Raw genomic sequence first — 26,120 nt, 5'->3', positions numbered from 1 at the left:
GGGACGTGGCGGGCTGCGTGCCGTGCGACATGATGCGCGGGCGAGTTGCGTTGCCCGGCGGGCGGATACACGAGACGCCGCGTTGGCTGGTCATGCACGTGCTCGGCACCACGGCCCGGGAGCCTTGGCCGTGGTGCCGCGGCGGCACGCCATCCACGTCGTGGACCTGGTGGAGGAGGAAGCCGCCGCCGTCGTCACGGCCCTGACCGATCCGGTGCAGGTCTACAGGTGCCAGTGGTCGGTTGGGCCCCGAGCTGTAGTCGGCCATGTTCACCGAGGAGAACAAACCCGGCCTGGCCGGAGTGGAAGCGTTCGCCGAGCTGGGACAACCTGATCGAGCAGCCGGCCCGGACCGCCGACCACTACCAGGCGTTGTCCGTGCCGAGGAACAGGTCGGCGATCCGCCACTCGCCGCCGTCGTGTTCGAGCCGGAAGGTGTAGAAGCCGGTCCCTATCACGCCCGAGCCGCCGCCCGCGTTCGACGTGAGCATGAGGTAGGCGTGCGCCAGCGCCGTGCCGGCGTCGGCGCTGTGGACGACCAGGTTGACGAGGTTGTGCCGCCGCTGGTCGGTCTCCGCGTCGATCGCCTCGCGCACGAAATCGAGGATCGCCGCGCGTCCGGCGACAGGGCCGAGGTCGTTCTGACCCGCGAACTTGAACGTCCAAGTGGCGTTCTCGGTCAGGACGGACTCCAACGCGGCGAGGTCCTGCTGGTCGAGAGCGAAGGCGTAGCGCACCAGCACCTGGTGGACGGCGAGCTGCTGCGCCGGGTCGAGGGCGACCTCTCCCGGACGGATCCGGGAGAGGTAAGCGTTGCCCCAGCCCGGGGCGGCCTGCGCGCTCACGCGACCGTCAGGACGATCTTGCCGCGAAGGTGCCCGCCGGCGGCTCGCTTGTGCGCTGCCGGGGCGTCTTCGAGGGCGAAGGTGCTGTCGATCGCCACCCGGATTGCGCCGTCCTCGAGCAGGCGGGCCAGCTCGCCGAGCTGGGCACCGCTCGCGCGTACTTGGGTGGCCGTGACCGTGACGCCCAGCTTCGCGTTCTCCTCCTCGTCGAACTCGCCGAAGTACACCGGGTACAGGGCGCCGCCGCGCTTGAGGGTGGGCAGGAAGCGCCTGCTGCGGGGGCCGCCGACGTTGTCCAGGACGAGGTCGATGTCGCGGACGGTGTCTTCGGGCCGGTCCTTGGTGTAGTCGATGTACTCGTCGGCGCCCAGGTTGCGCAGGAAGGTCTCGTGGGAGCCGGAGGCCACGGCGATGACGTGGGCGCCCTTCCACTTGGCCAGCTGGAGGGCGAGGTGGCCCACGCCGCCGGCGGCACCGTTGACCAGCACCGTCTTCGAGCTGTCGAGGGGCATCGGCCGGTGCTCGGCCTTCTGGAACGGAGACGGCTGATCGTGCCCGAGCTCGATCAGGAACTGCCACGCGGTCAGCCCCGACATGGCCAGGGCGGCGGCCTGCACGTGATCGACCGAGGCGGGCTTGCGGGCCAAGTCGGACGCCGGCGCGGTGACGTACTCGGCGTAGGCACCGCTCTGCATGACGGTGGGGAAGCGCAGCATCCCGAAGACTTCGTCGCCGACCGCGAAGGCGTCGACGTCGGTGCCTACCGCGGCCACGACGCCGGAGACATCGGTGCCGGGGATCAGGGGGAGTTCCATCGGAGGCTTCAGCTCGGGGGGTACATCGGGCATGCCTTCGCGGGCGTAGAAATCGGGCGGGTTCAGGCCGACGGCGTGCACGCGGATGAGCACCTCACCCGCAGCGGCGACAGGGACCGGCACGTCGTCGTAGCGCAACACCTCGGGGCTGCCGAACTCGTGCAGCCGGATTGCCTTCATGGTCCGTGTCGGCACAGCTCTCTCCATGTCTCTCGGGCGGTAAGCTAACTGAATCAGGGATCCGTTTTTCTGGATCACTGATCCGAATATACGGTTCAATGATCCGTTTAGTCAAGGAGGCACACATGAGGGCAGACGCCCAGGCCAACCGCGACCGCCTGTTGATCGCTGCCGGCGCTGTCCTCGCCGAGCAGGGCGCGGACGCGTCGATGCGCGACATCGCCCGCCGGGCCGGTCTCGGGCTGGCGACGCTGCTGCGGCACTTCCCAACTCGGGAGGCTCTGCTGGAGGCGCTGCTCCGGAGCAGTTTCGACGCGCTGACCACACGGGCGTCCGAGGTCGAGACCACCAGCTCACCGCAGGAGGCGCTGATGGTGTGGCTGCGCGAGTTCGTCGCGTCCACCACGGAGAACCACGGGGTGGTGACGTCCATGGTGAAGGCGATCGAGGAGCCCGAGTCCGAGCTCCACGCCTCCTGCGTCGCCCTGAAAGCGGCCGGCGCCCGGCTGCTCACCCGTGCTCAGGCTGCCGACGCGGCGCGGTCCGATGTGGACGGCGCGGACCTCTTTGCGCTGGTGTCGGCGCTGGCCTGGCTCGGCGACCAACCTGGGCACGAGGAACGCGCCAAGCGCCTCTTCGACGTGGTGATGGGTGCGGTTTTGACGGATCGGGCGGCCTGAGGCCCGCTGGTCGCCGGTGCCGTAGGCGGAGTCCGCCAGCGCGGGCACCGCCCCTCCTTGCCCTCCAGCAGTTCCAGACCTACGACGGCGGTTGCCGGTGTCACCGGCTTTGGTCAGGACGCAGTCGGTGAGCAGCCCGGTGTCCGGTTCGATGGCGATGTGGGTGTTGAACCCGTCCTGGCGGCGGTGCACCGTCACGCTGCGACTCGGAACGACCCTGCACCCCACAGTGATCCCCAGCCAGCAAGATCAATAGGCCGACCGTCGTTCAGCGCCAGTTTTCCGGAACTTCATTCCATGAAAACTTCCTTCGTGAACTCTTCTGCTTCAGAAGAAATCTTCCCGAGGAGGGCACCATCTATTCGACAACGAGTGCGACGGCGCCGCGAGGGCCGGTCGCCAGCAATGCGGCGGTTTTCGACTGCGACGGACTGTTGCTGGACAGCACTGCCGCCTGGGGGTCCGCGTTCGACGCGGCGGCCGGGCGGGTGGGCCACACGCTGACCGCGCAGGAATACGCGCAGCTACTGGGTAGTTCAGTACGTTCCGCCGCGGCGCGGATCGTCGGCTGGGCCGGGCGGCCCGACCGGGTCGAGGAGGTCGCGGAGGCATTGCGGCTGGCGTTGCGAGCAGCAGTCCGCACCGAGACTCCCCGGGTGTTGCCGGGCGTGGTGGACACACTGGCGCGGTTGCGTAGCGAGGTGCCGCTGGCGGTGGCGTCCAATGCACCCGAGGACATCCTGGCGGACATGCTGGCAGCGACCGGATTGCGGGACGCGTTTCTGGAGATCGTCAGTGCCGAGACGGTGAGCGCGCCGAAGCCCGCGCCGGATGTATATCTGGCCGCCTGCGAGCGCCTCGGTGCGGATCCCACAAACTCGGTCGCGTTCGAGGATTCGCGCCCGGGGGCGCTTGCCGCGCAGGCGGCCGGAATGTCGCTCGTCGTGGTCACGTCGGACGAGTGGCCTGAGGGCGCGCCGTTGTCCTGGCCGGCACTGGGCCGCCCGATGCTATACGTAACGTCCCTCGGCGATCCGGTTGTCGTGCCCTATGTTCTCGGTGCGGGCCAGCTGACGGAGGTCGCCAAATGACCTCCCCGCTTCCAACACGTTCCCGGACGCGACTCGGCGTCTTGACAGACTGCCATCTGGCAGCCCCCGGCACCCCCGACGCGCGATTCAACAACCCGGTGCTGCTCAGCCAATCCCGCAAGCTGCTGACGGACGCCTTGAGCTGGCTTACCGGCCAAGTCGATGCCCTGGTGTTGCTCGGCGACTTGGCCCAGTCCGCCACACCCGACGATTACGACTACCTCTTCGCTCAGATGGCGGCCACAAAGCTCCCGATATATCTGGTGCCGGGCAACCACGACTTCCCGCCGGACAGCCCACACCCCGCAGCGGCTCTGCGGTCCCCGTCGAACGGCGCACTTGTTCCACCGCCAACCGGCATCAGCTTCGGCACCGCCACCTTGACAAGCGGAGACCTGACGGCCGAGCCCGAAGGCTTCCGTTTGCTTGTCGACGGAAATCTACCCGCGTCCACTCCTCTGGTCTGGCTGTCACATTTCCCCGTGCTCAGCCTCGAGTCGACGGTGCACGACCAAAACCTGCGTTATGCCGGGGATCTACTCAACCGCGCCGAGGTCGAAAGAACATTGCAGGAGCGCCGCGGCCCCGTCGTCGCACTGACCGGCCATCTCCACGTGCGCGGCCATGCCATCGCGAACAGCGTCCTGCAGCTGAACATGGGCCCACTCGTCGAATCCCCCCACGACGCCAGCGTGGTCACCATCGACGTGCACGGAAACCAGATCACGGTCGACCGCGCCACACACCGCCTCGCCGACGGCGACAATGCCACCATCTTTGACCCCGAACACACGACATTCGACTGGGACGGAACGAGCTGGCGGGCATTGTCCAGGCGTACCGAACACCAGCGTGACGGCAACTCATGATTCACTTGGCGCATTGGCTGTTTCAGCTACCCCGGCGTGCATGCGTTACCTCAACCGAAGCGGGATACGTGACATATGAAGAAGACAACGGCAATACGAGTCCTGACCTTCAATGTATTCAACGTCGAGGGCGATCCCGCGCGCCAGGCAGCGATGCGTGACGGAATCGCTGCCCTCCAGCCCGACTTGGTTGCGCTACAGGAAATCGCGCGCACCGACGAACACGACCAGCTCGCCGACCTGCTCTCCGGAACAGATCTCCACGGTTTCCATCAGAATGATCTGCTCGACAACCCCCAGCGTACCTCCTTCGAAATCGCGCTGGCTTCCCGTTGGAAACCATCGCAGATCGAGCTCGCCGTGCTGCCGGGAAACAAGTACGACATCGGACCCCGATACGCCATCGGCGCAACTATCCCGCTACCCGGCGGGCCCACCTTGCCCTTCATCTCCGCGGTGACTTCCTGGCGGCTCGATGCCGAGGCAGACCGCCTCAACCAGGTGCACGCGATAGCCCAATTCGAGGGCAAACTCCGCAGTGACGTGCCCACAATCCTCGCCGGCGACTTCAACGCCGGTCCCGAAGCCGACAGCATCCGCTACCTCACAGGCCAAACAACAGCCAATGGGCACAGCACCTGTTTCCACGACGCTTGGACCATCGCCGGCGACGGAGGCCCGGGCCACACCTGGACTACTCGCAACCCTCTCGCCGCCGACCTCGACCTGGTGATCGGGCAACCAGGTCACGCGCGGCGAATCGACTATATATTCGTAGGCTGGCGCTACGGCAGTCCGCACAGCGGCGGCGACACTCACTACGCCGCCTGCGTGCGCAAGTGTGAGGTTGTCTTCACCAACCCACCGATCAGCGACCACTACGGAGTTTTGGCCACCATCGAAATCACCGGCTGACAACGCGGCACGCAACCGTCTGGACAGCGTTGCAACATACTGGTTACGCGGTCTGCGCCGCCCAGGCGCGAGTCAGGTAGGTAGTGTCGACCCACTCTCTTCCGGCAAGCAGGTCCTGGACATGGCCCAGAAATCGTTCGAATAGGTCCGGACCAAGTTGAACCTGAACGTCGTTGGTGGAGCGCCAGAGTCCGAGATAATGGTCGACACTTTGTCGAACCGTGTGCCGCCCTTCGAAATAGACGACGTTCGTGAAGTCGTCAAGGCCGGCCAGTTTGCTCGAGAGCGACGCGATACTCTCGGAGCGGCCGGACGATATCCGTTCCAGATTCGGCCTCAGCCTGGTGATCTCGCCTTCGATCTCCCTGAGTAGCGGGTTTGCTTCGATGTCTCGCGGGTTCCACAACGCGACGAACCAGCCGCCTGGCCTCAGGACACGGTGGAACTCACGCATTCCTGCATTGAAGTCCACCCAATGAAAAGACGAGGCCATCGTCAACAGGTCTGCAGAGTGGCTGTCGACGCCAGTGTCCTCGGCGGTGCCGGCGCGCCACCTGATCGGCAGCGTTGTCGAGTCACGGATGCCAGCTTCCCGCATCCCTTGATTCGGTTCGACAGCGGTTATCGACCTGGGCGATCGCTCGGCGATCATTCGCGTCCAGATACCGGTGCCTGCACCGACATCGACAATGTCAAGCTCGTTCACGGGACGGCCCAGTAGCCCGAGAATCGTGTCCCGAACCACGGGTGCATAGCCTTCACGATAACGGGAGTATTCTGCCGCAAGCAGGCTGAAATCGCCGTGGTGTAAGGATACGTCCTCGGGGTATTGCTGCACGATGTCGCCTGTCATTCACCCTCCTCGCTTTTCGCATCCCCACGGTAATGCGAACGACTTTGTCGCCAAGTGGGCGAAGGTGGTACACCGGCTGCCACCAAAGGTGGTCATCTCGCCGACGCGCGGTCGCCCACGGCCGGCACAGAGCATGAATGGCGGCGCGGCGAAGCTGATGTTGTTCACCCGAAAGCAGGTGTCTCGTAGAAGACTTTCTCGTTTATCGTTGACCGGCGAGATGCAAATTGCACTACGCATGTTGAATGGCCTTGACGTGGACTCTGGGAGGGGAGCCATGCGACGCAGGCGGCGTCTGCGCGATCAGCGAGTATGCCTTTCTCTGTCCGGGCCGCACGTGGTGAACAGGCGATAACGACAAGCCGCACAAGCGGGTGCTACCCGCCGTCAGCTTTTACCCGGACCGCCCCTATTGTTGTCTCCCGAAGCAAAGGCTCGACGTCGTGACTAGTGTTCTGCTGGTAAACAGCCGGCCGATTCTCTGCGCAGGGCTCCGACTACTGCTCGAAACGCAACACGACTTACAGGTCGTAGGCGTGGCGGACACGGTTTCGTCGGCGCGGGCCACGATGGCAGGTATGTTGCGCGCACCCGACGTCGTCGTGTACGAAGACGGCGGCGCGGATCATTTTATTTTCGAGAAGATGCGGCAATTGTCTGCACTCAACCGCTCGACTGCGATCCTGTTGATCACCGACGAATACAGCGAGACTATCGCATTGGGCGCGCTTATCGCGGGAGCACACGGTTACCAGCCGGCGACCGCGCCCCCCGGTCAACTCGTCGACAGCGTGCGCTCGGTCGCCTCCGGAGGCCTCGTCCTGCCTGCGCTCGCTCATCGGGACCTGGTCAGCTGGCTCGCACCACACTTCGACTCACGCAACCAGAAAGCTTTAGCCACGCTCACCGACCGCGAACGATGCGTGCTGGCTCTGCTAAAAATGGGTTTGTCGAACCATGACATCGGGCGCGAACTTCACATCGCCGAGGCCACGGTGAAGAAACACCTGACGCACTTGCTTCGCAAACTGGGCGTGCGAAGCAGGCTGGAAGCGGCGCTGTACGCCACGGGTTCCCGTGAGCGAGAGAAGCCGTTTGAGGCGGCGCAACACCCCGCGAAGCCTCGGTTGACCCTTGTTCCAGAATGCGGCTGACCTGGAACTGCCATCCGCCCTTCACTGTGTAGCCTGACCTCTCAGGTACCGCCAGTAGTTGTCGGCCACCGCGATCGAGCAACTCACTGCACGCGGCGAGGGCATGCCGTCCTCGGCGTGCCACTCGCTGAGCCTCCGCACGTCGAAGATGGACCGGACCTCGCCGCTCGAATTCTCGGTGGCTTTTATCGGTCGCGAGACCCAACGCAGAACTGCTCCGACCATATTGTCGTGATGGTCCCTCTGGACAGCGACAAAGGTGGTACTGACTAGGTCCCAATGAGGTACATAAACCGCGGTCCACGCCAAGTAGCGTCATTGTGATGAAGGATTTTGATACGTCTTCTGGGGAAGCATGCAGAACTGCTATATGGAGTTTGCGTACCCCATGAGCACTCTTCGTGATACGACCGAGAGTTTTCGGTTCGGAACAAAGGCCGAAACCCTTACCCGGCTTGCGCGCTTAATTCGGTCGGCGACGTTGTTGCCGCTCGTCTTCTTCACCGCTCGTGAATGGGCAGACGATCGTGAATCGTGCCTACGACGGGTATTCTCGCACACGTGGAGCTCGGGAACGTTGATCGTGCGCAGCAGCTGCCATGAGGAGGATGGGATACTGGCGTCGAATGCCGGACGCTTCCTATCGTGCCTGAACATCCGGGGAACTGACGAGCTGACCACCGCGATCGAGACCGTATTCGCCTCGTTCGACGGTGACCGATCGGACGACCAGGTTCTGATTCAGCCTCAGCTGAACAACGTCGTGGCCAGTGGTGTCGTATCATCTCACGTACCCGAGTCCGGCGCTCCCTATCGCGTCGTCCAATGGACAGCGGGAAGCGAGACTGACGCGGTGACGTCGGGCAGTTCGGCAGTGTGCACGTGGTACTTTCTCGACGAAGGTAAGGACAAGGTTCCTGATCCGAAACTTGCGGCGATTCCACAGGTAGTGGCCGAGCTGGAAACACTGTGTGCGGGGCGTCCCTTCGAATTCGAGTTCGCCATCTCGGCCGACCCCCGGCCGGCGTTGTTCCAACTGCGGCCACTGGTAGGAGTGCACGAGAAGATTCCACGCGAGCGCCATCGGCGTGCCGTGGCCGACTGCCGAACTCGAGCTCGTGACTTTGGCGTGCCCGGGAAGCCCCAGACGGCCGGTGCAACGGTGCTCGGCGTCATGCCGGACTGGAACCCGGCCGAGATGATCGGTATCCGACCTCGCCCGCTCGCCCTATCGCTCTATCGCGAACTCATTACAGACACTGTCTGGGCGGAGTCCCGGTTTCGTTACGGGTACCGGGATCTGCGCGGAGTCCCGCTCATCGTGGATCTCAACGGCCTTCCGTATATCGACACCCGGGCCAGCTTTTCATCACTCGTTCCGCTGTCGCTCAACGAAGACGTGGCGCGACGATTGGTCGATTACTACGTCGCGACCCTGCGGAATGAACCTTGGCTGCACGACAAGGTCGAGTTCGCCATCGTGCTGTCCTCGTATCATTTCGCGACGCCGGACCGTGCCGGCGCGCTGGTCGAGCGCGAGGTGCTGTCGGCCGACGAGGCCGACATGCTGGTCAACGCGTTACGTGAGCTCACCATTCGCATGATCGCCAAACAGGGTCCATACGAGCAAGACCTGCGCGCAATTCGAGGCCTCGAACTCCGTTCTATTGAACGGAACGGCCACAACCCGTCGTCCTATATCCGGGCATTGCGAGACCAGTGTCGACGACTGGGTACTCTTCCCTTCGCGGGACTGGCCAGGGCCGCCTTCGTCGCGACCGCGCTGCTACGTAGCTTGGTCGAGACGGGAACGCTGTCGCAGCAGGAGGCGGACAGCGTCGTCACGAGCGTCCCGACGCCGACGACGGTGATGCACGACGACCTCGCCCACCTAAGTCGTGCGGCATTCCTGCGGAAATATGGACATCTGCGCCCCGGCACCTACGACATCTGTTCTCCGCGTTACGACGAGGACCCTGAACGGTACTTTGATTGGTCAGTCACGTCACCGTCGCCGGCCGACGGACACGAACTCAGCCTGAGCGATAGGCAACTGGCCGAACTAAACCGGGAACTGGAACATGATCACTGGCCAGTGCGAGCTCATGATCTCCTTCGGTTCATCGCGGAGAGCGTCGCCGCGCGCGAGTTTGGCAAGCTTCAGTTCACTCGATTCGTCAGCGAGATACTGCTCTCGATACGACGACTCGGTGAGTCACGTGGCTTTTCCGCCGACGACATGTCCTATGTGGATCTTTCCGCTGTGACTGACCTGACCGGGCGGTTCTACCGGGACAGACACCGGATCGCCGATGCGATAAACCAGGGAAAAGAACGGTATGCGATTACACGGTCGCTCTGTGCGCCGGCGGTTCTGTCCGATCTGGCCGATCTGACCAGCTTCACCTCACCGCCCGGCGAGGCGAATTTCGTCACGCAGTCGCGAGTGACCGCGCCCACCGCGGATGTCGCGGCCGGCGACGAGCCAAAAGCGTCGGTCGCGATGATCGAGGCCGCGGACCCTGGCTACGACTGGATCTTCACCCGCGGGGTAGCAGGTCTGGTAACCGCGTACGGCGGCGTCAATTCGCATATGGCCATCCGCGCACGGGAGCTTGGCATTCCCGCCGCGATCGGCGTCGGATACGAACAGTTTCGCCGGTGGCAACGGGAACCCGTATTGGAGATTGACGCGGCCGCCCGCCTTGTCCGCCCGGCCGCGCTCGGCATCGGCGAGAGATCCTGATGGCCGGGGCAGTCATCTGGATCACTGGCATGTCCGGTGCGGGAAAGTCCAGTGTGGCCACCGAACTCGTTCGACGGCTGCGTGCGCGGGAGTATCCCGTCGTTCTGCTGGACGGCGACGACCTACGGTGGGCGCTCGGGGCGCAATCCGGATATGACGCCGAGACCCGAACCCAGCTCTCCTGGACCTACGCGCGACTATGCCGGCTTATCTCGGCACAGGATCACATCGTCGTATGCGCGACGATTTCGCTGCGGCATGACATCCATCGCTGGAACCGGGAACAGTTCGCGTGTTACCTGGAAGTCGTTCTCGACGTTCCTACGGGCGTGCTCTATTCCCGCAACAGCAAGGGAATTTATCGGTCGGGTGGCGCCGACGTGGTCGGGGTCGACGTCCCCGCGGAGTTCCCGCGAGCACCCGACCTGCGAATCCCCAACTACCACCCGCTCTCCGCCAGCACCGCGGCAAAGCAGATTTTCGATTGCGGCGTAACGAAAGGGATCTGGCAACGATGACGGCACGATACCTTCCAGTGGCCCTCACTCAGCGGGTTAGCACCGTCCGGGGTGAGCTCCGCCTGGCACTGGATGTGCGCTGGAGCCAGCTCCTCGCAGCGTGTGGTCTCATCGGTATCCCCTTGCCTCTCGATTTCGCATCGGCCGCGCACACAATCGAGCTAACCGGCTGCGCCGGCGTGATCCTTACCGGCGGTGACGATCTCGCTGACCTTGGTGGACCGACGCCGGACCGGGACAAGCTCGAACGCGAGCTGATCCGTTACGCGATCGCGAAAAATCTGCCATTGCTCGGCGTCTGCCGCGGCATGCAGATCCTCCTGCACACATTCGGCGTCCGGCTGACGCCAGTCACCGGGCACGCGGGCACCCGGCACCCGATCTCCAGCGGACAACACGTCCGAGAGGTCAACAGCTACCACCGTTGGGGAGTGCGCAACGTGGCGGAGGGATTCGTCGCCACCGCGTATGCGGACGGTGTCGTCGAGGCGGTGCGCCATGACCGCCTCCCGTTGACCGGGATCATGTGGCACCCCGAACGCGAAGAACCGTTCGACAACAAGGACATCGACATGCTGACGACAATCCTCAGGCAGCGGCCATGAAAGCGGTCATACTCGGGGCCGGGCGCGGCAGCCGAATGGGCGAGGTCACCGCCGACCGGCCGAAATGCCTCATCGAGATCGACGGGCGTAGCTTGCTCGACCGCCAGTGCGCCGCTTTCCGAGCCGCCGGCTTCGAAGACATCGGCGTTGTTACCGGCTGGCAAGCCGAACGATTCACCAACCTCCCCGTCACGCTATTCCACAACCCGTTCTGGGCCGGCACCTCCATGGTTGACTCGCTGGCCTGCGCGCGGAGATGGCTGACCGCGGGCCCGGTAGTCGCCTGTTACGGCGACATTCTCGTTACACCGGCAGACATCCAGCTCGTGGCTCGAAGTGCCGCCATGATCGCGATGGCCTTCGACCCCAACTGGCTCTCACAATGGAGCCGTCGCTTCACCGACCCGCTCCAGGACGCAGAAACCCTCCGCCTCGACGCCGACGGCAATGTCACGGAAATCGGCGGAAAGCCGGGGAGCCTGACCGAGATCGAAGGCCAGTACCTCGGCCTGATCAAGCTCGAACCAGCTGGCTGGGCGCGCCTCGACGCCGCCATCGCCCGGGTCGGGCGTCGCGACATGACAGGCACATTGGCCCGGTTGGTGGCCTCCGATCCGGCAGCCGTCCAGGGCGTAGCGATACGGGGGCCCTGGCATGAGTTCGATTCAGCTCGCGACCTCGCGACCGGCTACGACGTTGTGACTCAGATCGACCGACTGCTTTCCGATGTCGTCGAGGATCGTGCTGAACGAGGGGTGTCCGGGCGGGGAGAGCGCCGCCAAGGTCGCCTGGACGGTGGTTCCGGTTAGACCTTGAGGGCGGTGGTGAAGCGGGCGCGCGCCGGACAGCCTCGGCAGGCCGCCCCGAAGGTGACGTTGCGTTTCGCGGTGATGCGCCGACGAACACAGTTCGGACAGGTCACCGTTCCTGCGGTCACCTAGGTCCGTAGGCTCCTTCACCTTTGCCGTGGCAATTTGCTGGGAGTAAATTGCGTAATGCAATTTGATATAGCTCAACGTCGCGTCTTTGCGTCGACGGCAGGCTGAGGATCGATCGAGAAGATTTCTTCCAATCTTCCTCAACGAAGGAAGCTTTTCTTCTATTGTCGACATTGAGTTCATCGGCACGTAACTGTTGAACGTGAGAGTTGCCGCCGTGACTAGTTCGGCGGATGTGCTCAGTGATGGAATCGCCCCGTTGGCTCGGATTCGCGCGATTGTGCCGTCGCTCCCACCGAGTGACCGTCGTGCGGCTGAGGTGATTGCCGCGTGGGGCGATGAGGTGTTGGCCAGGTCGATTACTGAGGTAGCGGAGGCTGCCAACGTAGCTGAGTCGACGGTGATTCGTGCCTGCAAGCGTTTGGGCTTCGGTGGCTTTCAGGGGTTGAAACTCGCGATCGCGCGTGAGCGTCGGCCGGAATCGGAGATGGTCGCCGACGAGATCCGTGCGGAGGATTCAATCGCTGAGATTGCCGGCAAGGTGTTCGCCGCGTCGGCGGCGGTCTTGTCGGAGGCGGCGACGGCCGTGAATACCGCGACGCTCGAGGCGGTGACCGAGGCGGTCGTAGCCGCACAACGGATTCTCTTCGTCGGCGTGGGGCCCTCATCACCCATTACTCAGGATGCCGCGTATCGGTTCCGGAGTATCGGGGTTCGGGTCGATGCACCGGTCGACAGCCTGACCCAACACCTGGCGGCTCGCCTGTTGGAGCGCGGCGATGTGTGCCTGGTCATCAGCCACACTGGGGCCACGCGAGAGACGCTCGCGATGGTTGACGCGGCCAGGGAAGCGGGGGCGGTCACAGCCGCGGTCACCAGCTACGCGAAGTCGCCGCTGACCGAGGCGGTTGACTACCCGCTCGTCGCCGGCGGGAAGCAGTTGGGGTTCCGGGTCGAGGCGATGGCCAGCCGTTTCGCACACCTGTGCGTTCTTGATGCACTCTATGTCGCGGTGGCCATGCATCGTGAGCCAAACACCCTGGACAGCTTGACAAAACACCACGCTATCGCCACCGAACACCAACTCTAGGGGCCCGACTGTATTACGTCCGACCGCTCGACACCACCCACCAGTCCCACTTACGCATCGTTCGGCCCCACCAAAGGAGATCCGTCATGCTCCTCCCCTTCACGCGGCTATCAGCTCGCCGGCGACGACTCGCCACCGCGGTGCTCGGCTGCCTCGCCGCGGCCACCCTTACCGCGTGTAGCTCAAGCTCGAGCTCGACCGACGATCTTCTGTCCTCAATCCGCGAGAGCAAGCAGCTGTCCATCGCCGTCTCGTCATTCGCACCGCAGGATTTCCAAGACGCAACCGGCACCTGGACCGGGTACGACATCGACATCCTGACCGGATTCGCCCAGTCCCTGGGCGCGAGCCTGGTCATCCACCCCCAGCCTTTCTCCGCATCGATCCAGTCCGTGTCCAGCGGCCGCGACCACCTCACGGTCGACGTCTACTACACGGCCGAGCGCGCCAAGGTCATCACCTATAGCCGCCCGATGCTGAACTACAACGACGTCGTCGCCGTTCGTAAGTCCCAACCCGGCGTATCTGATGCCAGCGTCGGAGGTCTAACCGGCAAGTCGATCGGCGTCACCACCGGCTCCACCTCAGTGACCGAAGCGCAGAAGACGCCGGGGGCCAAGGCGGTGAACTACACCGAATTCAGCGACGCGTTGCTTGCTCTGGACCAAGGCCGTATTGACGCTGTTTACGCGTCCAACACCAACATCCCGTGGCTGCAAAAGCAGAACCAAGCGGCCAATGTTGCTGTCGTCGGTCCGGTCCCGTCATCGATCGCACCACCGATCGAAACCCTGCGCGGCTATTTCGGCCTACCCCAGGGCGCCAAGTCCGCCAACCTGCTGAACAAACTCAACGCCTACCTCAAGCAGATCGCCTGCGATGGAACCGAGCAGAAGATCCTCGACAAATACGGCCTCACCGCACCCTACTTCCTGGACGGCATCTGCAACGCACCCGACAACTACACCGGCAGCTAGCCGACGCCACTCCAGACCAGCCGCACGATAGGGAGGTGTGACGTGTTCAGTCTCTGGGGCCAATACGCCGCCGACTTCGCCGACGGATTGAAGGTCACCGTCGAGCTGACCGGGTACGGGCTCGTCCTCGCAATCGCGCTCGGCGTCGTCCTCGCCGCGGCCCGACTGTCTCGTGTCCGGGCAATCCGAGCCGTCGCGACCGTCTACGTCGAGACCGCCCGGGCCACCCCGGCACTAGTCGTACTGTTCCTGGTCTATTACGGCCTAGGAGAGCTCGGGGTGCTCTGGTCCGCCTTCTGGTCCGCGGTCGCCGGACTCGGTTGCTTCTATGCCGCGCTGTTTTGTGAAATCTTCCGTGGCGGCCTCGAAGGGGTCGAGCGCGGGCAACACGAGGCAGCCGACGCCCTCGGGCTGGGCAGGGGGCAGCGCCTGCTGCGGGTCATCCTTCCGCAGGCGTTCCTACCGATCCTGCTACCGGCCACCAACACCGTGGCCGACCTCATCAAGGACACGTCCCTCGTCGTGGTCCTCGGCGTTGCCGAACTGACCAGCCATGCCAACAACGCGTCCTCGATCACCTACCGGCCCATGGACATGTTTTTGTTGGCTGGCCTCATGTACTTCGGTGTCTATCTGCTCATCTCCCGCACACTCACCTACTGGGAAGCCCATGTCCAGCGACATCGCCATTGACATCCGCGGCGTCACCAAGCGCTTCGCGGACCGCACCATCTTCCACAACCTCTCCCTGCAAGTCCGCTCCGGCGAGGTCGTCGCCATCATCGGCCCCAGCGGTACTGGGAAGAGCACACTAATCCGCTGTATCAACCAGCTGACACCTTTCGAAGCCGGCTCGATCCATGTGCTCGACCACGAACTGACTGGCAGCAGCCGGCCGTCTCGGGTACCCATCTCGCGACGTAGCGCCCAGCGCCGCCTGCGGGCCGAGGTGGGCATGGTCTTTCAAACCTTCAACCTCTTTCCCCACCTCACCGTCCTCGACAACATCACGCTCGCGCCGATGAGGGTGCTCAGACTCAGCCCCGACCAAGCACGCGCACGTGCCGACGCGCTACTGGACAAGGTCGGCCTTACCGCGCGCGCGAACGCCTACCCACGCCGCCTGTCCGGTGGTGAACAACAGCGTGTCGCCATCGCCCGTGCACTGGCCATGGAACCGAAGATCATGCTTTTCGATGAACCCACGTCCATGCTCGATCCCGAACTCGTCGGCGAGGTCCTCGACACTATCGGGAGCCTCGCCCACACCGGTATGACCATCATGCTCGTTACCCACGAGATAGAGTTCGCTCGCGAAGTCGCCGATACCGTCGCCGTCATGGCTGACGGCCAGCTCGCCGAAATCGGCCCCGCCGCGCAAGTGCTTACCAGCCCGAGATCTGAGCGCAGCCGCAGCTTCCTCAGCCGGGTCCTGCGCTACCACTCGGCCGGAGCCGGCACCGCCGGCTCCCGATCGGCAGTGTCATGAGCGACTTCTGGGCTTACCTCCCGCAGATGCTTGAGGGCACCGTCACCGCACTTGAGATCGGGACGCTCGGCACCGCCGCCGCGCTCGTCGCAGGCATGCTGCTCGCCGTCGCCCGACAGCACGCTCCCGCCATCGTCAGAGCCTTGGTCGCCGCCTACGTCGAGCTTATCCGCGGAACACCACCGATCCTGCAATTGTTCATCCTCTACTTTGGACTGACACAGTTCGGCGTATTCCTGTCCGCGTGGACCGCGGGGTTGCTCTGGCTCATAGCCTACGGTGCCGGCTACGCCGTCGAGATCTTCCGCGCCGGACTCGCCGCCGTCCCCACCGGTCAAACCGAAGCCGCGGCGGCCCTGGGCCTCAGTTCCCCCCGGACGCTCACCGCGATCACGCTCCCCCAAACTGTCACCGCCATGCTTCCCGCGCTTACCAACTTCATCATCATCCAACTGAAAAGCACCAGCATCCTGTACGTCATCGGTGTCCAAGAACTTCTCGCCCACGCCCAGAACGGTGCCAGCAATACCCACCAGCCACTGGCCATTTACGCGATCGCCGGAGCCATCTACATCATCCTCAACGTCGCCATCTCCCGAGCCGTTGCATACCTGCGCGGCCGACTTGTCTGGATGCGTTGACGCGACGATCTTCACCGAAGGTTCGGCTGTTGCGGTCCAAGGTGATAACCAAACCGCGCCGCAACCGGGGCGATAGTGTCCCGGGTGAAATGTTTCATTGTTGACGGCGTCATCCAATCCTTCCATTCATGGGGACGGCCCCGGCGCAGGATGCCGGCGCCGGCGCCTCCGTAGCGCCGTTCATGACCGCGCATGGCGTCGAAGCTGCTTCTGCGGATCGCCGACTCGAGCCGTGCGTCGTCCGCCGCGATCCCGAAGGTCCGTAGACCTTCAGTCAGCGTCGGTACCAAGTTCTGTTTCAGGTCCTCGAATGTACTTATCGCACACCGACGGGGGCTCCAACGACTCCACCGGTCATAGAAGTCCGCCCAGTCGTCGATACGGTCGAGCCCTCTAGGCCCCGGCCTGCACAGCCAGTCGTCGAAAGACGTGGCCAACTGATCGAGCGGATCACGGACGAACTCTGTCCGGAAGCGGTACCACGAGTAGAGGGCGTCCCGCGGGTCCCGGACGAGGATCCACGAACCCAACAATGGCCGATGATCGAAGAACTCAGGCGTCAAATGCGTTTTGACGAACCGGGGCCAGGTCAGTTCAGCCGGTTCGTGTGCTGGAAGACGGTCCCGGTAGTCGGCGTAAGCCGGCACGCCGGCGCTCGTGCCGTCTTCACTCAAGGCCTCGGTGTAGGGGTCAGCGTAGTTGAGTCCCAATTCCAGGAGGATGTTGCCGAGGAACGATTGGCCCGAACTGCCGATGCTGGCGACAACAACGTCGTGCGGGCCCAGCCGGGCAATGTTGTCCTGATAGAGGGCGCTGTAGCGATCCTGCAGGCCGTGCAGAAGGTAATAGATCTTTTCCGTCATGCTCGTATGTCCTTCCGCGTGAGACGTCCAACGATCAACGCCGCCACACCGCAAGTGAATGCGATTACAGCGCTGACGGTGAAAGCAAGTCCGTAGCCATCGGCCAGGGAACCCATTCCAGCTGCGACCGTGCTCAGTGTCGCTACCGCGAGAGCACCGGTCAGGTATTTCACGGTCTCGTAAACCGCGTACACGCCACCATGGTCCGTCGGCCTGGCGTTGCTCCCCGCCACGCTGTTGAACGCTATTACCGAAATCGCCGCACCCGTGCCAATCAGCATCAGGCCAGGCAGGACATGGGTGAGGTAACCAGCGTGTCCCGGAGCCCGCTGAAGGAATATCAATCCGGCTGTGCACAGCAGTTGCGCACCAGCAGCAACAAGGGACCAGTGCAACCGACGCAACACGAATCCCGCAATCGGAGAACCGGCAAGCACAGCGACACCCAGCGGACCGAACGCCAAGCCTGTTTCAAGCGGCCGGAAACCGGCGACCTGCTGGAGGAACAACGGTCCGATGAACGCGGTGCCGTCATAAGCGAACACCACCCCCGGGAGTCCGCTCACCGCCGCCCACAACGCCCGGTCCCGGAGAATTCGAGACGGCACCAATGGCGCCTTCGAGTGTCGCTCTCGTACCACGAAGGCGACGAGGAACAGCACGGACAGTATGAAGGCCGTCATCGTGGCCGGCGCCAGCAGACCGGCTCGGGCGATGTCGGTGATGGCGAGGACAAGAAGTCCCAGCCCTGCCAATGACAGGAACGCCGCGACGAGATCCGGGCGGCCTGGTCCCGAATTGCACGCGCTACCGTCGAGCACCTTCGTGGCAAGCACAGCCGCTGCGCCGGCCACGAGTGCGGTGAGCAGAAAGACGAAGCGCCAGCCCAGGCCCTCGGTCATCAGTCCGCCGATAATCGCGCCTCCAGCGGCGCCAAGCCCACCCGCGACAGCCACCGATGCGAAGATTCGCCGACGGAAATCAGGCGGGCGCAACGCACTGATGATGGCAAACGAGTTCGGGATCGCGAATGCGGCCCCCAAGCCCTGAAGGGCACGCGCCGTGAACAGTAGCCACGGCGCCCATGCACCGCCTGCGACGAGAAGCCCTCCCACGAAAAGCGAGAGGCCGATGACCAGTATTCGCCGCCGTCCATACCGATCACCGCAGCGACCGCCGAACAGTAGCATTCCCCCCAGCGCAACCGCATAGGCGGTGATCAACCATTGTGCGTCAAGCTGTCGCAGCCCGAGATCGGCTTGGATCGAGGGAAGCGCGACCGTGACGACGATGCCGTCAAATACCGCCACGAAATTCGTGACTGACAGCACGACTGCCACCAGAAATCGGCTCACCGATCTGTCGGACAACCCCGCTAACGCCACGCGACTGCTCCGGCTGCGCGGCACGGCAATTTTGGATTGTTTGGATACCCTGCTGCGAACGAGGTATCCGATTCTCTCATCTCTGCAACGCTACCTAGTGCGACCCGTGTTTTGGGTACCTCATTTGGACCGCGCAAGTACCACTTTTGTCGCTATCCACGGACCACTTGGCGGAGATATTCCAGGCTCTGGCGCTGTGGTCACAGCGCCCTTGTTCAGGCTGGGAGGAGCAGGTCGAGAACGCGTTCGAGGCCGAGGACGAACAGGTCGTCGTCGGACCACGCCGCGTCGACGAACCCCGATGTGCTGAGTGTCGGGTACAGCTCAGCCGCGTCGAGGATGTGCGCTCGGACTTTGGCGATCGCGCCCGGGTCGTCCAGCCGGCGCCACGTGGCGTCGGCCATGGACGCTCCGATCACGAAGCCGGCGAGCGTTCGTGTGGCGGCGGCGAGGTCCACTCCGGACAGTCCGGCGCGCACGAGCATGGCCTGGATGAACTCGGTGCGCGCCAGGACGTTGGGTCCCAGCATCGGCCGGCCGAGTAGTCCGGGTGACCACGGGTGGGCCAGCATCGCGGCGCGCCAGCCGGTGAGCACCGTGCGCAGTCCCGCGCGCGGTTGCGAGTCGGGTGCGGGCACCGGAACCTCGCCGACGACGTGGTCGAGCGCGAGGTCGAGCAGGTCCTCCTTGGTCGCGACGTGCCAGTAGAGGGCGGTCGAGGTCACCTCGAGCCGTTCGGCGAGCTTGCGCATCGTCAGCCGTTCCGCGCCCGCCGCGTCCAGTTCGGCGATCGCGGCGGTGATGATCCGCTCCAAGGTGAGCGGGGTGTTCCGCCGCGGCGGGCGCGGCCCCGTGTCACGGAGCCAGAGGACCTCGGAACCGCCTGCGCCGGCTTGTTTCGTACGGGTTCGCGGCTGTTCGTCGGACATGGGGTCACCTTACCCATCGACACTTGACTTATCGGTGATAAGTTAATGTACCATCGGTAAGTCAGAGCTCGTCGAAGATCGGAGTCGCATGAAATCTGGAGTGAGCCGCAACCGGTGGCTCGCGCTCGTCGTGCTCAGCCTGGCCCAGCTGACGGTCATCCTGGACTCGACGATCGTCAACATCGCCCTGCCGACCGCCCAGCGCGATCTCGCGTTTTCCGACGACAGCCGCCAGTGGGTGGTGACGGGCTATGCGCTCGCCTTCGGCAGCCTCCTGCTGCTCGGCGGCCGGCTCTGCGACCTCTTCGGCCGCAAACGCCTGTTCATCGCCGGGATGATCGGATTCGCGGCCGCGTCGGCCCTCGGTGGCGCGGCGGGCGGGTTCGGGCTCCTGCTGATCGCCCGGATCGCCCAAGGCGCGTTTGCCGCCGTCCTCGCGCCGGCCGCGTTGTCGATGGTCTCGGTGACGTTCGCTGATAACGCGGACGAGCGCGGTCGCGCATTCGGTGTCTTCGGGGCGATCTCGGGCGCCGGCGGCGCGCTGGGCCTGCTCCTGGGCGGAGTCCTCACCCAGAACCTGTCGTGGCGGTGGTGCCTGTACGTCAACGTCCTCATCGCGGCGGTCGCGGTCGCCGGTGCGCTCGTGTTCCTGGTCGACCGCGCCCGGCCGGACCGAACCCGGCTGGACCTCGCGGGCACCGTCCTGGCCTTGGCCGGCCTGTTCGGCATCGTGTACGGGCTCGGCAACGCCGCCACCCGCGGCTGGAGCGACTTCTGGACGGTGGGCCCGGCGCTCCTCGGCGTGCTCCTCGTCGTCGCGTTCGTGCTGGTCGAGCGCCGGGTCCGCGATCCGCTGCTACCGCTGTCGGTGGTCCTGGACCGCGATCGGGGCGCCTCCTATTTGGTCATCGGGATCTCGGGCACCGGCGGGTTCGCGGTGTTCCTGTTCGTCACCTACTACCTGGCCGAGACCTTGAACTTCACGCCGGTGCAGAGCGGCCTGGCGTTCCTGCCGATGGTCGTCCTGGTGATGGTGGGCGCGGTGTTCTCCGGCGCCGTGCTGCTGCCGCGCGTCGGACCCCGGCCGATCGTCGCAATCGGCAGCCTGCTCGCCGCCGTCGGCATGGTGCTGCTCACCGGCATCGACGCGGACTCCACCTACACCGGCGGGGTGCTGCCGGGCCTGCTCGTCATCGGCCTCGGCCTCGGGATGGTCTTCGGGCCGGGGCAGAACGCCGCCACCAGCGGCGTGCGGCCGCACGAGACCGGTGTGGCGTCGGCGATGGCGAACATCACCCAGCAGGTCGGCGGCTCGATCGGGCTTGCCGTGTTCAGCTCGCTCGGCGCGACCGCGACCACGCACTACCTCACCGCCCACGGCGCGTCCGCGAGCAACCCGGCGACGATCGCGCAGGCGACTCTCTCCGGGTACCACTTCGTGTTCTGGATCGCCGCCGCTCTCTTCCTCGCCGGCGCGCTGGTGTCCGCGGGGCTCTTCCGCGGCGGCCGGCTGCCTGTCAACCCCGAGCCCGTGCTCACCCACTGAAGGAGAAGATCACCATGAAAGCAGTGCAGTTCACGCGGTACGGCGGTCCCGAGGTCCTGGAGATCGTGGACCTGCCTGCCCCCCACCCCGGTCCCGGGCAGGTGCGGATCCAGGTCCGTGCGGCCGGGATCAGCGCCAGCGACTCGAAGATCCGCCGAGGTGAACTCAGCTTTGGCGCCACTCTGCCCCAGACGACCGGTGCCGACGTCGCCGGTGTCGTCGACGAGGTCGGCGAGGGCGTCACCGACGTCGCTGTCGGCGACCGGGTCTTCGGCATCTCCGACGACCAGGCCGCGGCCGCCGAACTGGCCCTGCTCACCTACCGCGCGGTCATCCCGCCGTCACTGGGGTTCGTCGACGCCGCCGGCATACCGGTCGCGCTGGAAACCGCCACCCGGGCACTCGACCAACTGGCTGTCAGCGCGGGAACGACGTTGTTCGTCAACGGCGCCTCCGGCGGTATCGGCAGCGCCACCGTCCAGCTCGCCGTCGCCCGTGGTGCGCGGGTGATCGGCGCCGCCAGCGCCCGCAACAGCGGGTACCTGACCATGCTGGGCGTGCAGCCGGTCACCTACGGCGAAGGGATGAGCGACCGGGTTCGCGCCTTGGCTCCCGACGGCGTCGACGTCGCGCTCGACGTGGCGGGCAACGGTGTGTTGCCTGAGCTCATCGACCTCGCCGGCGACGTGAAGAACGTGATCACCCTCGCCGACTTCGCCGGCGCCGAGCAGCACGGTGTGCACTTCAGCAACGGGTTCGTCGACGGCAATGCCTTCCACGCGCTGGCCGGGATCGGTGAACTGGTCGAAGCCGGGAAGTTCTGGCTGCCGGTCGAGCGGACCTTCCCGTTGACCGACATCGCCGAAGCCCACCGCACCAGCGAGACCGGGCAGGTGCGCGGACGCCTGGTCCTCATCGTGCCCGGCGTCATGCTCGGGAGCGGCTCGTAGCCAGCATCGCGTCGATGCACTCCCTGACGCCGGGCACGTCGGGATCACGCCACACGACCCACGTCCGGATGACCGAGTTGACCTCGTCCGCCGAATCCATCGGGACCCAGCGCCAGGACGGAAAGTGCCGTTCGGCCGACGTCTGTCCAATCAGGACGGCGTCCGCACCGGAACTCTCCGCGATGAGCGAACTGTGCTCCGAGAACTTCCGGAACTGCCAATCGATATGCGCGCCGGCGGCTTCCGCGGCGGCTCGCAGCCGAACCTCCTCGGCCGGGTTCTCCTGAGCCGAGTGAGCCATGACCTGCAGCCCGTCGAGATCCCCCAGGGTGAACGAACTTCGCCCGGCGAGCGTGCTGCCGGCGGGCACGGCGCATCCGAACGACCGCGTCAGCACGAGCACCGAATCAAGCTCGGGGAGTTCGAAGTGGACGAGTCCGACGTCGATCAGCCCCTCCCGTAACCACGCCCGTTGCTCTTCGCTGTTGCCTTCGTGCAGCGACAGTTTCACCCGTGGGCTGCGTTCTCCCAGCACGTTGCCGAACCGCCTGAACCACTCGTGCGGCAGCCCCGGGGGAAGTCCACAGTGGACCAACCGCTGGGACACGGCAGCGGCCCGAAGGACCTCGGGAATCCGGTCGATCTGCTGGAAGATCGTGCCCAGCTGGGCGCGCAGTCCCTGACCGGCCGGAGTCAGTGACGTGCCACGCGGACTCCGGCGCAGCAGCTGGTGACCGAGCGCGCGCTCCAGCTGGGCGATTTGGCGGCTGAGCGTGGGTTGCGTCATGTGGAGCGCCGTCGCCGCCTTGGCGATCGAACCGAGTTCGGCCACGGTGCGGAAGTAGGTCAGGTGCCGCAGCTCCACCATGGCACTCAAGATATGCCTTCAGGGCATCGCACGCCAGCTCAGCCGGCATTTCTTGTCCGGCCGCATCCCGGGTCACGATGAGTTCCGGGCTGGATTTCGCAGGAAGGACAACGATGACGGAAACGAGAGTCGCCGTGGTTACCGGCGGCGCCGGTGCGCTTGGCGGCGCCATCGCGGCACGTCTCGCCGAGGACGGGGCGACCGTGATCCTCGCCGACCGGGACGGTGCTCGGGCGCAAGCACGCGCCAAGGAGCTGACGGCCGAAACGGGCGGTGTGTTCGAGGGCTGGGCGGCCGATGTGTCGTCGGACGCGGGTAACAAGGCTCTGGTCGCAAAACTGACCGATACCTATGGGCGCCTCGACCAGTTGGTCAACAACGCCGCACTGAACCAGAAAAGCGCGTTCGGCGAGATCACCGAGGCGGAATGGCACGCCATGATGGCGGTCAACCTGTGGGGACCGGCATCGTTGTGCCAGGCCGCGGCTCCACTGTGGACACAGTCGGGCGGCGGCCAGGTCGTCAACATCTCGTCCAGGACATGGCTTTCCGGTGGCCCGCTCGGCTACGTCTCGTCCAAGGCGGGTGTTGTCGGACTCACCCGTGCCCTCGCGGTGCAGCTCGCACCGTTGGGCGTGACCGTCAACGCCGTCGCGCCCAGCACCGTCCACACCCCCTTCATCAGCGAGAAGCGAACCGCGGAGGAACTGGAAGCACATCTGAGTCGCCACACGGCCATGACCCTCCTCTCCCGGCTCGCCACCCCGGAAGACGTCGCCGAAGCGGTGGCCTTCCTTGCCTCCCCACGTGCGGCTTTCATCACCGGAGAGGTACTGCACGTGGCGGGAGGCGCCCAGCTCGCACCGCAGCCATGATCAGGTCTGCGATCCGATCAGACGACGTCGAGTACGGCCTTGCCGTGTAGCCGGCGGTCGACGAGGCGCTCGGTGGCCGTCGCAACGTCCTGCCACGGGCCGCGCCAGGCGATGTTCGCGTCGAGTTCGCCGGCGGCCACCAAGCCCGCCAGCACCGTCAGATCGCGCCCGACTCCTTCGCAGCGCAGCAAATAGAACGTGGTCAGCGTGCGGTCGTGGCCGGCGGGGCCGGCGAACGCGCCGTCCGGGAAGGTCTGCTCACCGGGTGCCGCGCGGCCCACCGAGACCAGGGTGCCGTGCTCCGCCAGCCGCGTGTAACCGTCGGCCAGTTGCTGCCCGCCGACCGTGTCGACGATGCCGTGCACCGGCTCGTCGAGCTGCGCCGGCGCGGTAATCACCTCGTGGGCACCCAGCGCCGTAAGGCTTTCCCCGTGACGCTCCGGGTCGCCGGTGCACGCGATCACGTGTGCGCCGCCGCGGCGGGCGAGTTGTACGGCGTAGCGGCCGACGCCCCCGGTGGCGCCCGTGATGACGATCCGCCTGCCCAGCAGCGGGCCGATCCGGTCCAGCGCACGCAATGCACTGCCCCCGGCCACAGGCACCGTGCTGATGGCGCCGAGGTCCGCACCTTCGGGGACGATCCCGATCAGATCCGTGTTCACCGCCCGCAGTTCCGCCCACGCGCCCGCCGGGCCGATCGTGACGACCGGGGTGCCCGCCGCGGGGCCGGAGCCGTCCGCCGCGGCCCGTTCGACGACCCCTGCGGCGTCCCAGCCGAGTACCTCCCCGGCGGCGGCTTCCTGGATACCGCGCTTGACCTCCCCCGAATTCAACGAGACCGCACTGACGCGGACGAGCGCCTCGTTGGCTGCCGGACGGGGATTTTCGGCCTCACCCAACCGAAGACGGCCGGGAACAGCTGGGTCGACGAGCAGCGCGCGCATCTCCGCGAAACCTCCTAGAAAGTGCCACTAAGTGGCATAAGCCTACGTGAGTCAACTGCGTCTCCGCTACACTTTGGTGATGAGCGACAGCAGCGTCTCCTTGCGCGAGCGAAAGAAGCAGCGAACGCGCCAGGAGTTGATCGACGTGGCGCTCGAGATGTTCACCGAGAACGGCTTCGACGCGACCACCCTCGACGACCTGTGCGGCGCTGTCGAGGTGTCGAAACGCACCTTCTTCCGCTACTTCACCAGCAAGGAAGACGTCGGCATGGCTCCGTTGCACGACTTCTGGAACGTCTTCGGCGAAGAGCTGGAGACCCGGTCGCCGGCGGGGACCATCCTGGAGTTCCTGCTGGAGACGGCATTCGCCGCGCTGGACCGGATGGGGGGCGACGCGTGGGCCCACCGGCTCCGGCTCAGCCGTCGCCTTGCCGCCCGGACGCCGTCGATGAACGCGCACGGCCTCGATTTCTGTGATCGTGCGGTCGCGTCGGCAGTGTCCACATTGGCCGACCGGTTCGGTATCGCGAATTCCGCGGACCTCCGCTTGCGCCTGGTCGTGGAATTCGCCGTCGCCACCCACCGGTGCGCGCTGGAACGGTGGGTGGCGCTTCGCGGCAGGCCTGGCCGCAAACGGCTGGAGGCCGAATTGCGCAGTGCGTTCGCGGCCATGCCCGACGCTCTCAACGTCGGATTCAGTGTGGCGAGCCATACTGGTCGGTGACCGCTTCGAATCCTTTCGCGATGGAGCGGTAGGCCCTGGCGTGGTCGACCCACAGCCGTTCGAGCTTCTCGATGCGGTACGCGCGTTCCATCACGTCGGTGACGATTCCCTTGGGCACACACACGACTCCGTCCCGGTCGGCGACGATCAGGTCGCCGGCCGCGACTTCGACGTCGCCGAACCGCACCGGGATTTCCGTTCCTGTACAACAACCCCAGATCGCCCGGGGATGAGCGCGGCGGCAGTGCACCGGAAATCCGTGGCTCGCGATTTCGTCGGCGTCCCGGATCAGGCCGTCGGTCACGGCGCCGGCGAAGTCTCGCGCCGCCGCGGTCCCGGCGATCACGCCGCCGAGCGCGCTGATCTCGGCACCGCGAGTGGAGACGACGAGCACGCTGCCGGCAGCCGCGTTGTCGACCACGTCCCAGATCCGCCTGCTGTCCTCGGGGCCGGCCTGCCCGGCAGCATCGAGCTGCACGGTCACGGCACGCCCGAGGAACATTCCCGAGCCCACCACGAATTGTGGCCCCTCGATGACACCGGTCAAATCGTGCTCTGCCAAGGCATCCGCGACGGACGCCGTCCCGACGGCCGCGAACGGCGTGCCAGTCGCCTTCTCCATGGACTCTC

At 65.3% G+C, this 26,120-nt stretch carries 28 protein-coding genes; 18 read left to right on the top strand and 10 right to left on the bottom strand.

From position 1 onward, the window contains the following. From GKO32_RS38350 to GKO32_RS09885, 3 genes are all read right to left on the bottom strand, one after another. On the bottom strand, positions 1–268 hold a 268-nt coding region (locus tag GKO32_RS38350), incomplete at its 3' end, for a hypothetical protein (protein WP_208024345.1). 94 nt (positions 269–362) lie between these two features. Further along, on the bottom strand, positions 363–845 hold the full coding sequence (locus tag GKO32_RS09890; protein ID WP_208024344.1) for a nuclear transport factor 2 family protein: 483 nt from the start codon (positions 843–845) through the stop codon (positions 363–365). Continuing rightward, positions 842–1,855: an NADP-dependent oxidoreductase gene (locus GKO32_RS09885; RefSeq protein ID WP_312867752.1), complete on the bottom strand. Its 1,014-nt coding sequence runs from the start codon at positions 1,853–1,855 to the stop codon at positions 842–844. Before GKO32_RS09885 ends, GKO32_RS09890 begins: the two co-directional genes overlap by 4 nt. 110 nt (positions 1,856–1,965) lie before the next feature. Between GKO32_RS09885 and GKO32_RS09880 the strand changes: the two genes are divergently transcribed. The 4 genes from GKO32_RS09880 (at position 1,966) to GKO32_RS09865 (ending at position 5,395) form a co-directional block, all read left to right on the top strand. Next, complete coding sequence (locus tag GKO32_RS09880; protein WP_154756475.1) at positions 1,966–2,520, top strand: TetR/AcrR family transcriptional regulator; 555 nt, start codon at positions 1,966–1,968, stop codon at positions 2,518–2,520. 356 nt (positions 2,521–2,876) lie between these two features. Continuing rightward, positions 2,877–3,611: an HAD family hydrolase gene (locus tag GKO32_RS09875; RefSeq protein WP_312867757.1), complete on the top strand. Its 735-nt coding sequence runs from the start codon at positions 2,877–2,879 to the stop codon at positions 3,609–3,611. After that, entirely contained in the window at positions 3,608–4,480 is an 873-nt protein-coding gene (locus GKO32_RS09870; protein WP_154756473.1) for a metallophosphoesterase family protein, read from the top strand. Before GKO32_RS09875 ends, GKO32_RS09870 begins: the two co-directional genes overlap by 4 nt. Before the next feature lie 75 nt (positions 4,481–4,555). Beyond that, on the top strand, positions 4,556–5,395 hold the full coding sequence (locus GKO32_RS09865; RefSeq protein WP_154756472.1) for an endonuclease/exonuclease/phosphatase family protein: 840 nt from the start codon (positions 4,556–4,558) through the stop codon (positions 5,393–5,395). A gap of 43 nt (positions 5,396–5,438) precedes the next feature. Here GKO32_RS09865 and GKO32_RS09860 read toward each other — a convergent pair whose 3' ends face one another. Continuing rightward, positions 5,439–6,248, bottom strand: coding sequence for a class I SAM-dependent methyltransferase (locus GKO32_RS09860; RefSeq protein ID WP_154756471.1), 810 nt, complete (start codon positions 6,246–6,248; stop codon positions 5,439–5,441). 536 nt (positions 6,249–6,784) lie between these two features. Between GKO32_RS09860 and GKO32_RS39705 the strand changes: the two genes are divergently transcribed. The 10 genes from GKO32_RS39705 (at position 6,785) to GKO32_RS09805 (ending at position 16,406) form a co-directional block, all read left to right on the top strand. Beyond that, positions 6,785–7,402 (top strand): LuxR C-terminal-related transcriptional regulator, encoded by a 618-nt coding sequence (locus GKO32_RS39705; protein WP_154756470.1) that lies wholly within the window; start codon positions 6,785–6,787, stop codon positions 7,400–7,402. A gap of 388 nt (positions 7,403–7,790) precedes the next feature. Beyond that, positions 7,791–10,148 (top strand): PEP-utilizing enzyme, encoded by a 2,358-nt coding sequence (locus tag GKO32_RS09845; protein ID WP_166459462.1) that lies wholly within the window; start codon positions 7,791–7,793, stop codon positions 10,146–10,148. Next, a complete protein-coding gene (locus GKO32_RS09840; protein ID WP_154756467.1) occupies positions 10,148–10,666 on the top strand; it encodes an adenylyl-sulfate kinase in 519 nt (172 codons plus the stop codon). Before GKO32_RS09845 ends, GKO32_RS09840 begins: the two co-directional genes overlap by 1 nt. Next, positions 10,663–11,271 carry a gamma-glutamyl-gamma-aminobutyrate hydrolase family protein gene (locus GKO32_RS09835; protein ID WP_154756466.1) on the top strand — a complete coding sequence of 203 codons (609 nt, stop codon included), beginning with the start codon at positions 10,663–10,665 and terminating at the stop codon, positions 11,269–11,271. Before GKO32_RS09840 ends, GKO32_RS09835 begins: the two co-directional genes overlap by 4 nt. Then, positions 11,268–12,080: a phosphocholine cytidylyltransferase family protein gene (locus GKO32_RS09830; protein WP_154756465.1), complete on the top strand. Its 813-nt coding sequence runs from the start codon at positions 11,268–11,270 to the stop codon at positions 12,078–12,080. Before GKO32_RS09835 ends, GKO32_RS09830 begins: the two co-directional genes overlap by 4 nt. A gap of 346 nt (positions 12,081–12,426) precedes the next feature. Then, complete coding sequence (locus tag GKO32_RS09825) at positions 12,427–13,299, top strand: MurR/RpiR family transcriptional regulator (RefSeq protein WP_154756464.1); 873 nt, start codon at positions 12,427–12,429, stop codon at positions 13,297–13,299. Positions 13,300–13,385: 86 nt separating this feature from the next. After that, on the top strand, positions 13,386–14,276 hold the full coding sequence (locus tag GKO32_RS09820; RefSeq protein ID WP_154756463.1) for a substrate-binding periplasmic protein: 891 nt from the start codon (positions 13,386–13,388) through the stop codon (positions 14,274–14,276). Between the two features lie 42 nt (positions 14,277–14,318). After that, positions 14,319–14,969, top strand: a complete 651-nt coding sequence (locus tag GKO32_RS09815) for an amino acid ABC transporter permease (protein WP_154756462.1) — start codon at positions 14,319–14,321, stop codon at positions 14,967–14,969. After that, positions 14,947–15,765, top strand: a complete 819-nt coding sequence (locus tag GKO32_RS09810) for an amino acid ABC transporter ATP-binding protein (protein ID WP_154756461.1) — start codon at positions 14,947–14,949, stop codon at positions 15,763–15,765. The genes GKO32_RS09815 and GKO32_RS09810 overlap by 23 nt, the downstream gene beginning before the upstream one ends. Continuing rightward, positions 15,762–16,406 (top strand): amino acid ABC transporter permease, encoded by a 645-nt coding sequence (locus GKO32_RS09805; RefSeq protein WP_154756460.1) that lies wholly within the window; start codon positions 15,762–15,764, stop codon positions 16,404–16,406. Before GKO32_RS09810 ends, GKO32_RS09805 begins: the two co-directional genes overlap by 4 nt. Positions 16,407–16,417: 11 nt before the next feature. On the opposite strand, the gene GKO32_RS09800 is transcribed toward GKO32_RS09805, so the two are convergent. From GKO32_RS09800 to GKO32_RS09790, 3 genes are all read right to left on the bottom strand, one after another. After that, entirely contained in the window at positions 16,418–17,269 is an 852-nt protein-coding gene (locus GKO32_RS09800; protein WP_154756459.1) for a sulfotransferase domain-containing protein, read from the bottom strand. Further along, a complete protein-coding gene (locus tag GKO32_RS09795; RefSeq protein ID WP_166459459.1) occupies positions 17,266–18,609 on the bottom strand; it encodes an MFS transporter in 1,344 nt (447 codons plus the stop codon). The genes GKO32_RS09800 and GKO32_RS09795 overlap by 4 nt, the downstream gene beginning before the upstream one ends. A 260-nt stretch (positions 18,610–18,869) precedes the next feature. Then, positions 18,870–19,583, bottom strand: a complete 714-nt coding sequence (locus tag GKO32_RS09790; RefSeq protein WP_154756457.1) for a TetR/AcrR family transcriptional regulator — start codon at positions 19,581–19,583, stop codon at positions 18,870–18,872. 88 nt (positions 19,584–19,671) lie between these two features. On the opposite strand from GKO32_RS09790, the gene GKO32_RS09785 reads away from it, so the two are divergent. Together GKO32_RS09785 and GKO32_RS09780 are read left to right on the top strand one after the other, a co-directional pair. Continuing rightward, positions 19,672–21,129, top strand: coding sequence for an MFS transporter (locus tag GKO32_RS09785; protein WP_154756456.1), 1,458 nt, complete (start codon positions 19,672–19,674; stop codon positions 21,127–21,129). A 14-nt stretch (positions 21,130–21,143) separates the two neighbouring features. Further along, complete coding sequence (locus tag GKO32_RS09780) at positions 21,144–22,079, top strand: NADP-dependent oxidoreductase (protein ID WP_154756455.1); 936 nt, start codon at positions 21,144–21,146, stop codon at positions 22,077–22,079. Here GKO32_RS09780 and GKO32_RS09775 read toward each other — a convergent pair. Continuing rightward, on the bottom strand, positions 22,057–22,947 hold the full coding sequence (locus GKO32_RS09775) for a LysR family transcriptional regulator (RefSeq protein ID WP_154756454.1): 891 nt from the start codon (positions 22,945–22,947) through the stop codon (positions 22,057–22,059). The two genes, GKO32_RS09780 and GKO32_RS09775, sit on opposite strands and share 23 nt — an antisense overlap. Before the next feature lie 113 nt (positions 22,948–23,060). Here GKO32_RS09775 and GKO32_RS09770 point away from each other — a divergent pair, with 113 nt between their 5' ends. Further along, the gene (locus tag GKO32_RS09770; RefSeq protein WP_154756453.1) at positions 23,061–23,822 is read left to right on the top strand and encodes an SDR family NAD(P)-dependent oxidoreductase; all 762 of its coding nucleotides are present in this window, start codon (positions 23,061–23,063) and stop codon (positions 23,820–23,822) included. A 17-nt stretch (positions 23,823–23,839) separates the two neighbouring features. Here GKO32_RS09770 and GKO32_RS09765 read toward each other — a convergent pair whose 3' ends face one another. After that, entirely contained in the window at positions 23,840–24,766 is a 927-nt protein-coding gene (locus GKO32_RS09765) for a zinc-binding dehydrogenase (RefSeq protein WP_154756452.1), read from the bottom strand. Between the two features lie 79 nt (positions 24,767–24,845). On the opposite strand from GKO32_RS09765, the gene GKO32_RS09760 reads away from it, so the two are divergent. Further along, positions 24,846–25,490 (top strand): TetR family transcriptional regulator, encoded by a 645-nt coding sequence (locus GKO32_RS09760; protein WP_154756451.1) that lies wholly within the window; start codon positions 24,846–24,848, stop codon positions 25,488–25,490. On the opposite strand, the gene GKO32_RS09755 is transcribed toward GKO32_RS09760, so the two are convergent. Beyond that, positions 25,462–26,112 carry an RraA family protein gene (locus tag GKO32_RS09755; RefSeq protein WP_154756450.1) on the bottom strand — a complete coding sequence of 217 codons (651 nt, stop codon included), beginning with the start codon at positions 26,110–26,112 and terminating at the stop codon, positions 25,462–25,464. The two genes, GKO32_RS09760 and GKO32_RS09755, sit on opposite strands and share 29 nt — an antisense overlap. Positions 26,113–26,120: the final 8 nt, after the last annotated feature.

It is taken from the genome of Amycolatopsis pithecellobii (genome assembly GCF_009707865.1).
GTDB classification, from domain to species: Bacteria; Actinomycetota; Actinomycetes; order Mycobacteriales; family Pseudonocardiaceae; genus Amycolatopsis_E; species Amycolatopsis_E pithecellobii.
This window is presented reverse-complemented; position numbering and strand designations above follow the sequence as displayed.

Excerpts from the sequence above, each read along its gene's own strand:
- GKO32_RS09820 (WP_154756463.1), top strand. The coding sequence starts at position 13,386 with ATGCTCCTCCCCTTCACGCGGCTATCAGCTCGCCGGCGACGACTCGCC.
- GKO32_RS09775 (WP_154756454.1), bottom strand. The coding sequence starts at position 22,947 with ATGGTGGAGCTGCGGCACCTGACCTACTTCCGCACCGTGGCCGAACTC.
- GKO32_RS09880 (WP_154756475.1), top strand. The coding sequence starts at position 1,966 with ATGAGGGCAGACGCCCAGGCCAACCGCGACCGCCTGTTGATCGCTGCC.
- GKO32_RS09840 (WP_154756467.1), top strand. The coding sequence starts at position 10,148 with ATGGCCGGGGCAGTCATCTGGATCACTGGCATGTCCGGTGCGGGAAAG.
- GKO32_RS09765 (WP_154756452.1), bottom strand. The coding sequence starts at position 24,766 with ATGCGCGCGCTGCTCGTCGACCCAGCTGTTCCCGGCCGTCTTCGGTTG.
- GKO32_RS09790 (WP_154756457.1), bottom strand. The coding sequence starts at position 19,583 with ATGTCCGACGAACAGCCGCGAACCCGTACGAAACAAGCCGGCGCAGGC.
- GKO32_RS09845 (WP_166459462.1), top strand. The coding sequence starts at position 7,791 with ATGAGCACTCTTCGTGATACGACCGAGAGTTTTCGGTTCGGAACAAAG.
- GKO32_RS09865 (WP_154756472.1), top strand. The coding sequence starts at position 4,556 with ATGAAGAAGACAACGGCAATACGAGTCCTGACCTTCAATGTATTCAAC.
- GKO32_RS09830 (WP_154756465.1), top strand. The coding sequence starts at position 11,268 with ATGAAAGCGGTCATACTCGGGGCCGGGCGCGGCAGCCGAATGGGCGAG.
- GKO32_RS09835 (WP_154756466.1), top strand. The coding sequence starts at position 10,663 with ATGACGGCACGATACCTTCCAGTGGCCCTCACTCAGCGGGTTAGCACC.
- GKO32_RS09810 (WP_154756461.1), top strand. The coding sequence starts at position 14,947 with ATGTCCAGCGACATCGCCATTGACATCCGCGGCGTCACCAAGCGCTTC.
- GKO32_RS09805 (WP_154756460.1), top strand. The coding sequence starts at position 15,762 with ATGAGCGACTTCTGGGCTTACCTCCCGCAGATGCTTGAGGGCACCGTC.
- GKO32_RS09785 (WP_154756456.1), top strand. The coding sequence starts at position 19,672 with ATGAAATCTGGAGTGAGCCGCAACCGGTGGCTCGCGCTCGTCGTGCTC.
- GKO32_RS09760 (WP_154756451.1), top strand. The coding sequence starts at position 24,846 with ATGAGCGACAGCAGCGTCTCCTTGCGCGAGCGAAAGAAGCAGCGAACG.
- GKO32_RS09755 (WP_154756450.1), bottom strand. The coding sequence starts at position 26,112 with ATGGAGAAGGCGACTGGCACGCCGTTCGCGGCCGTCGGGACGGCGTCC.
- GKO32_RS09800 (WP_154756459.1), bottom strand. The coding sequence starts at position 17,269 with ATGACGGAAAAGATCTATTACCTTCTGCACGGCCTGCAGGATCGCTAC.
- GKO32_RS09860 (WP_154756471.1), bottom strand. The coding sequence starts at position 6,248 with ATGACAGGCGACATCGTGCAGCAATACCCCGAGGACGTATCCTTACAC.
- GKO32_RS09870 (WP_154756473.1), top strand. The coding sequence starts at position 3,608 with ATGACCTCCCCGCTTCCAACACGTTCCCGGACGCGACTCGGCGTCTTG.
- GKO32_RS09780 (WP_154756455.1), top strand. The coding sequence starts at position 21,144 with ATGAAAGCAGTGCAGTTCACGCGGTACGGCGGTCCCGAGGTCCTGGAG.
- GKO32_RS09770 (WP_154756453.1), top strand. The coding sequence starts at position 23,061 with ATGACGGAAACGAGAGTCGCCGTGGTTACCGGCGGCGCCGGTGCGCTT.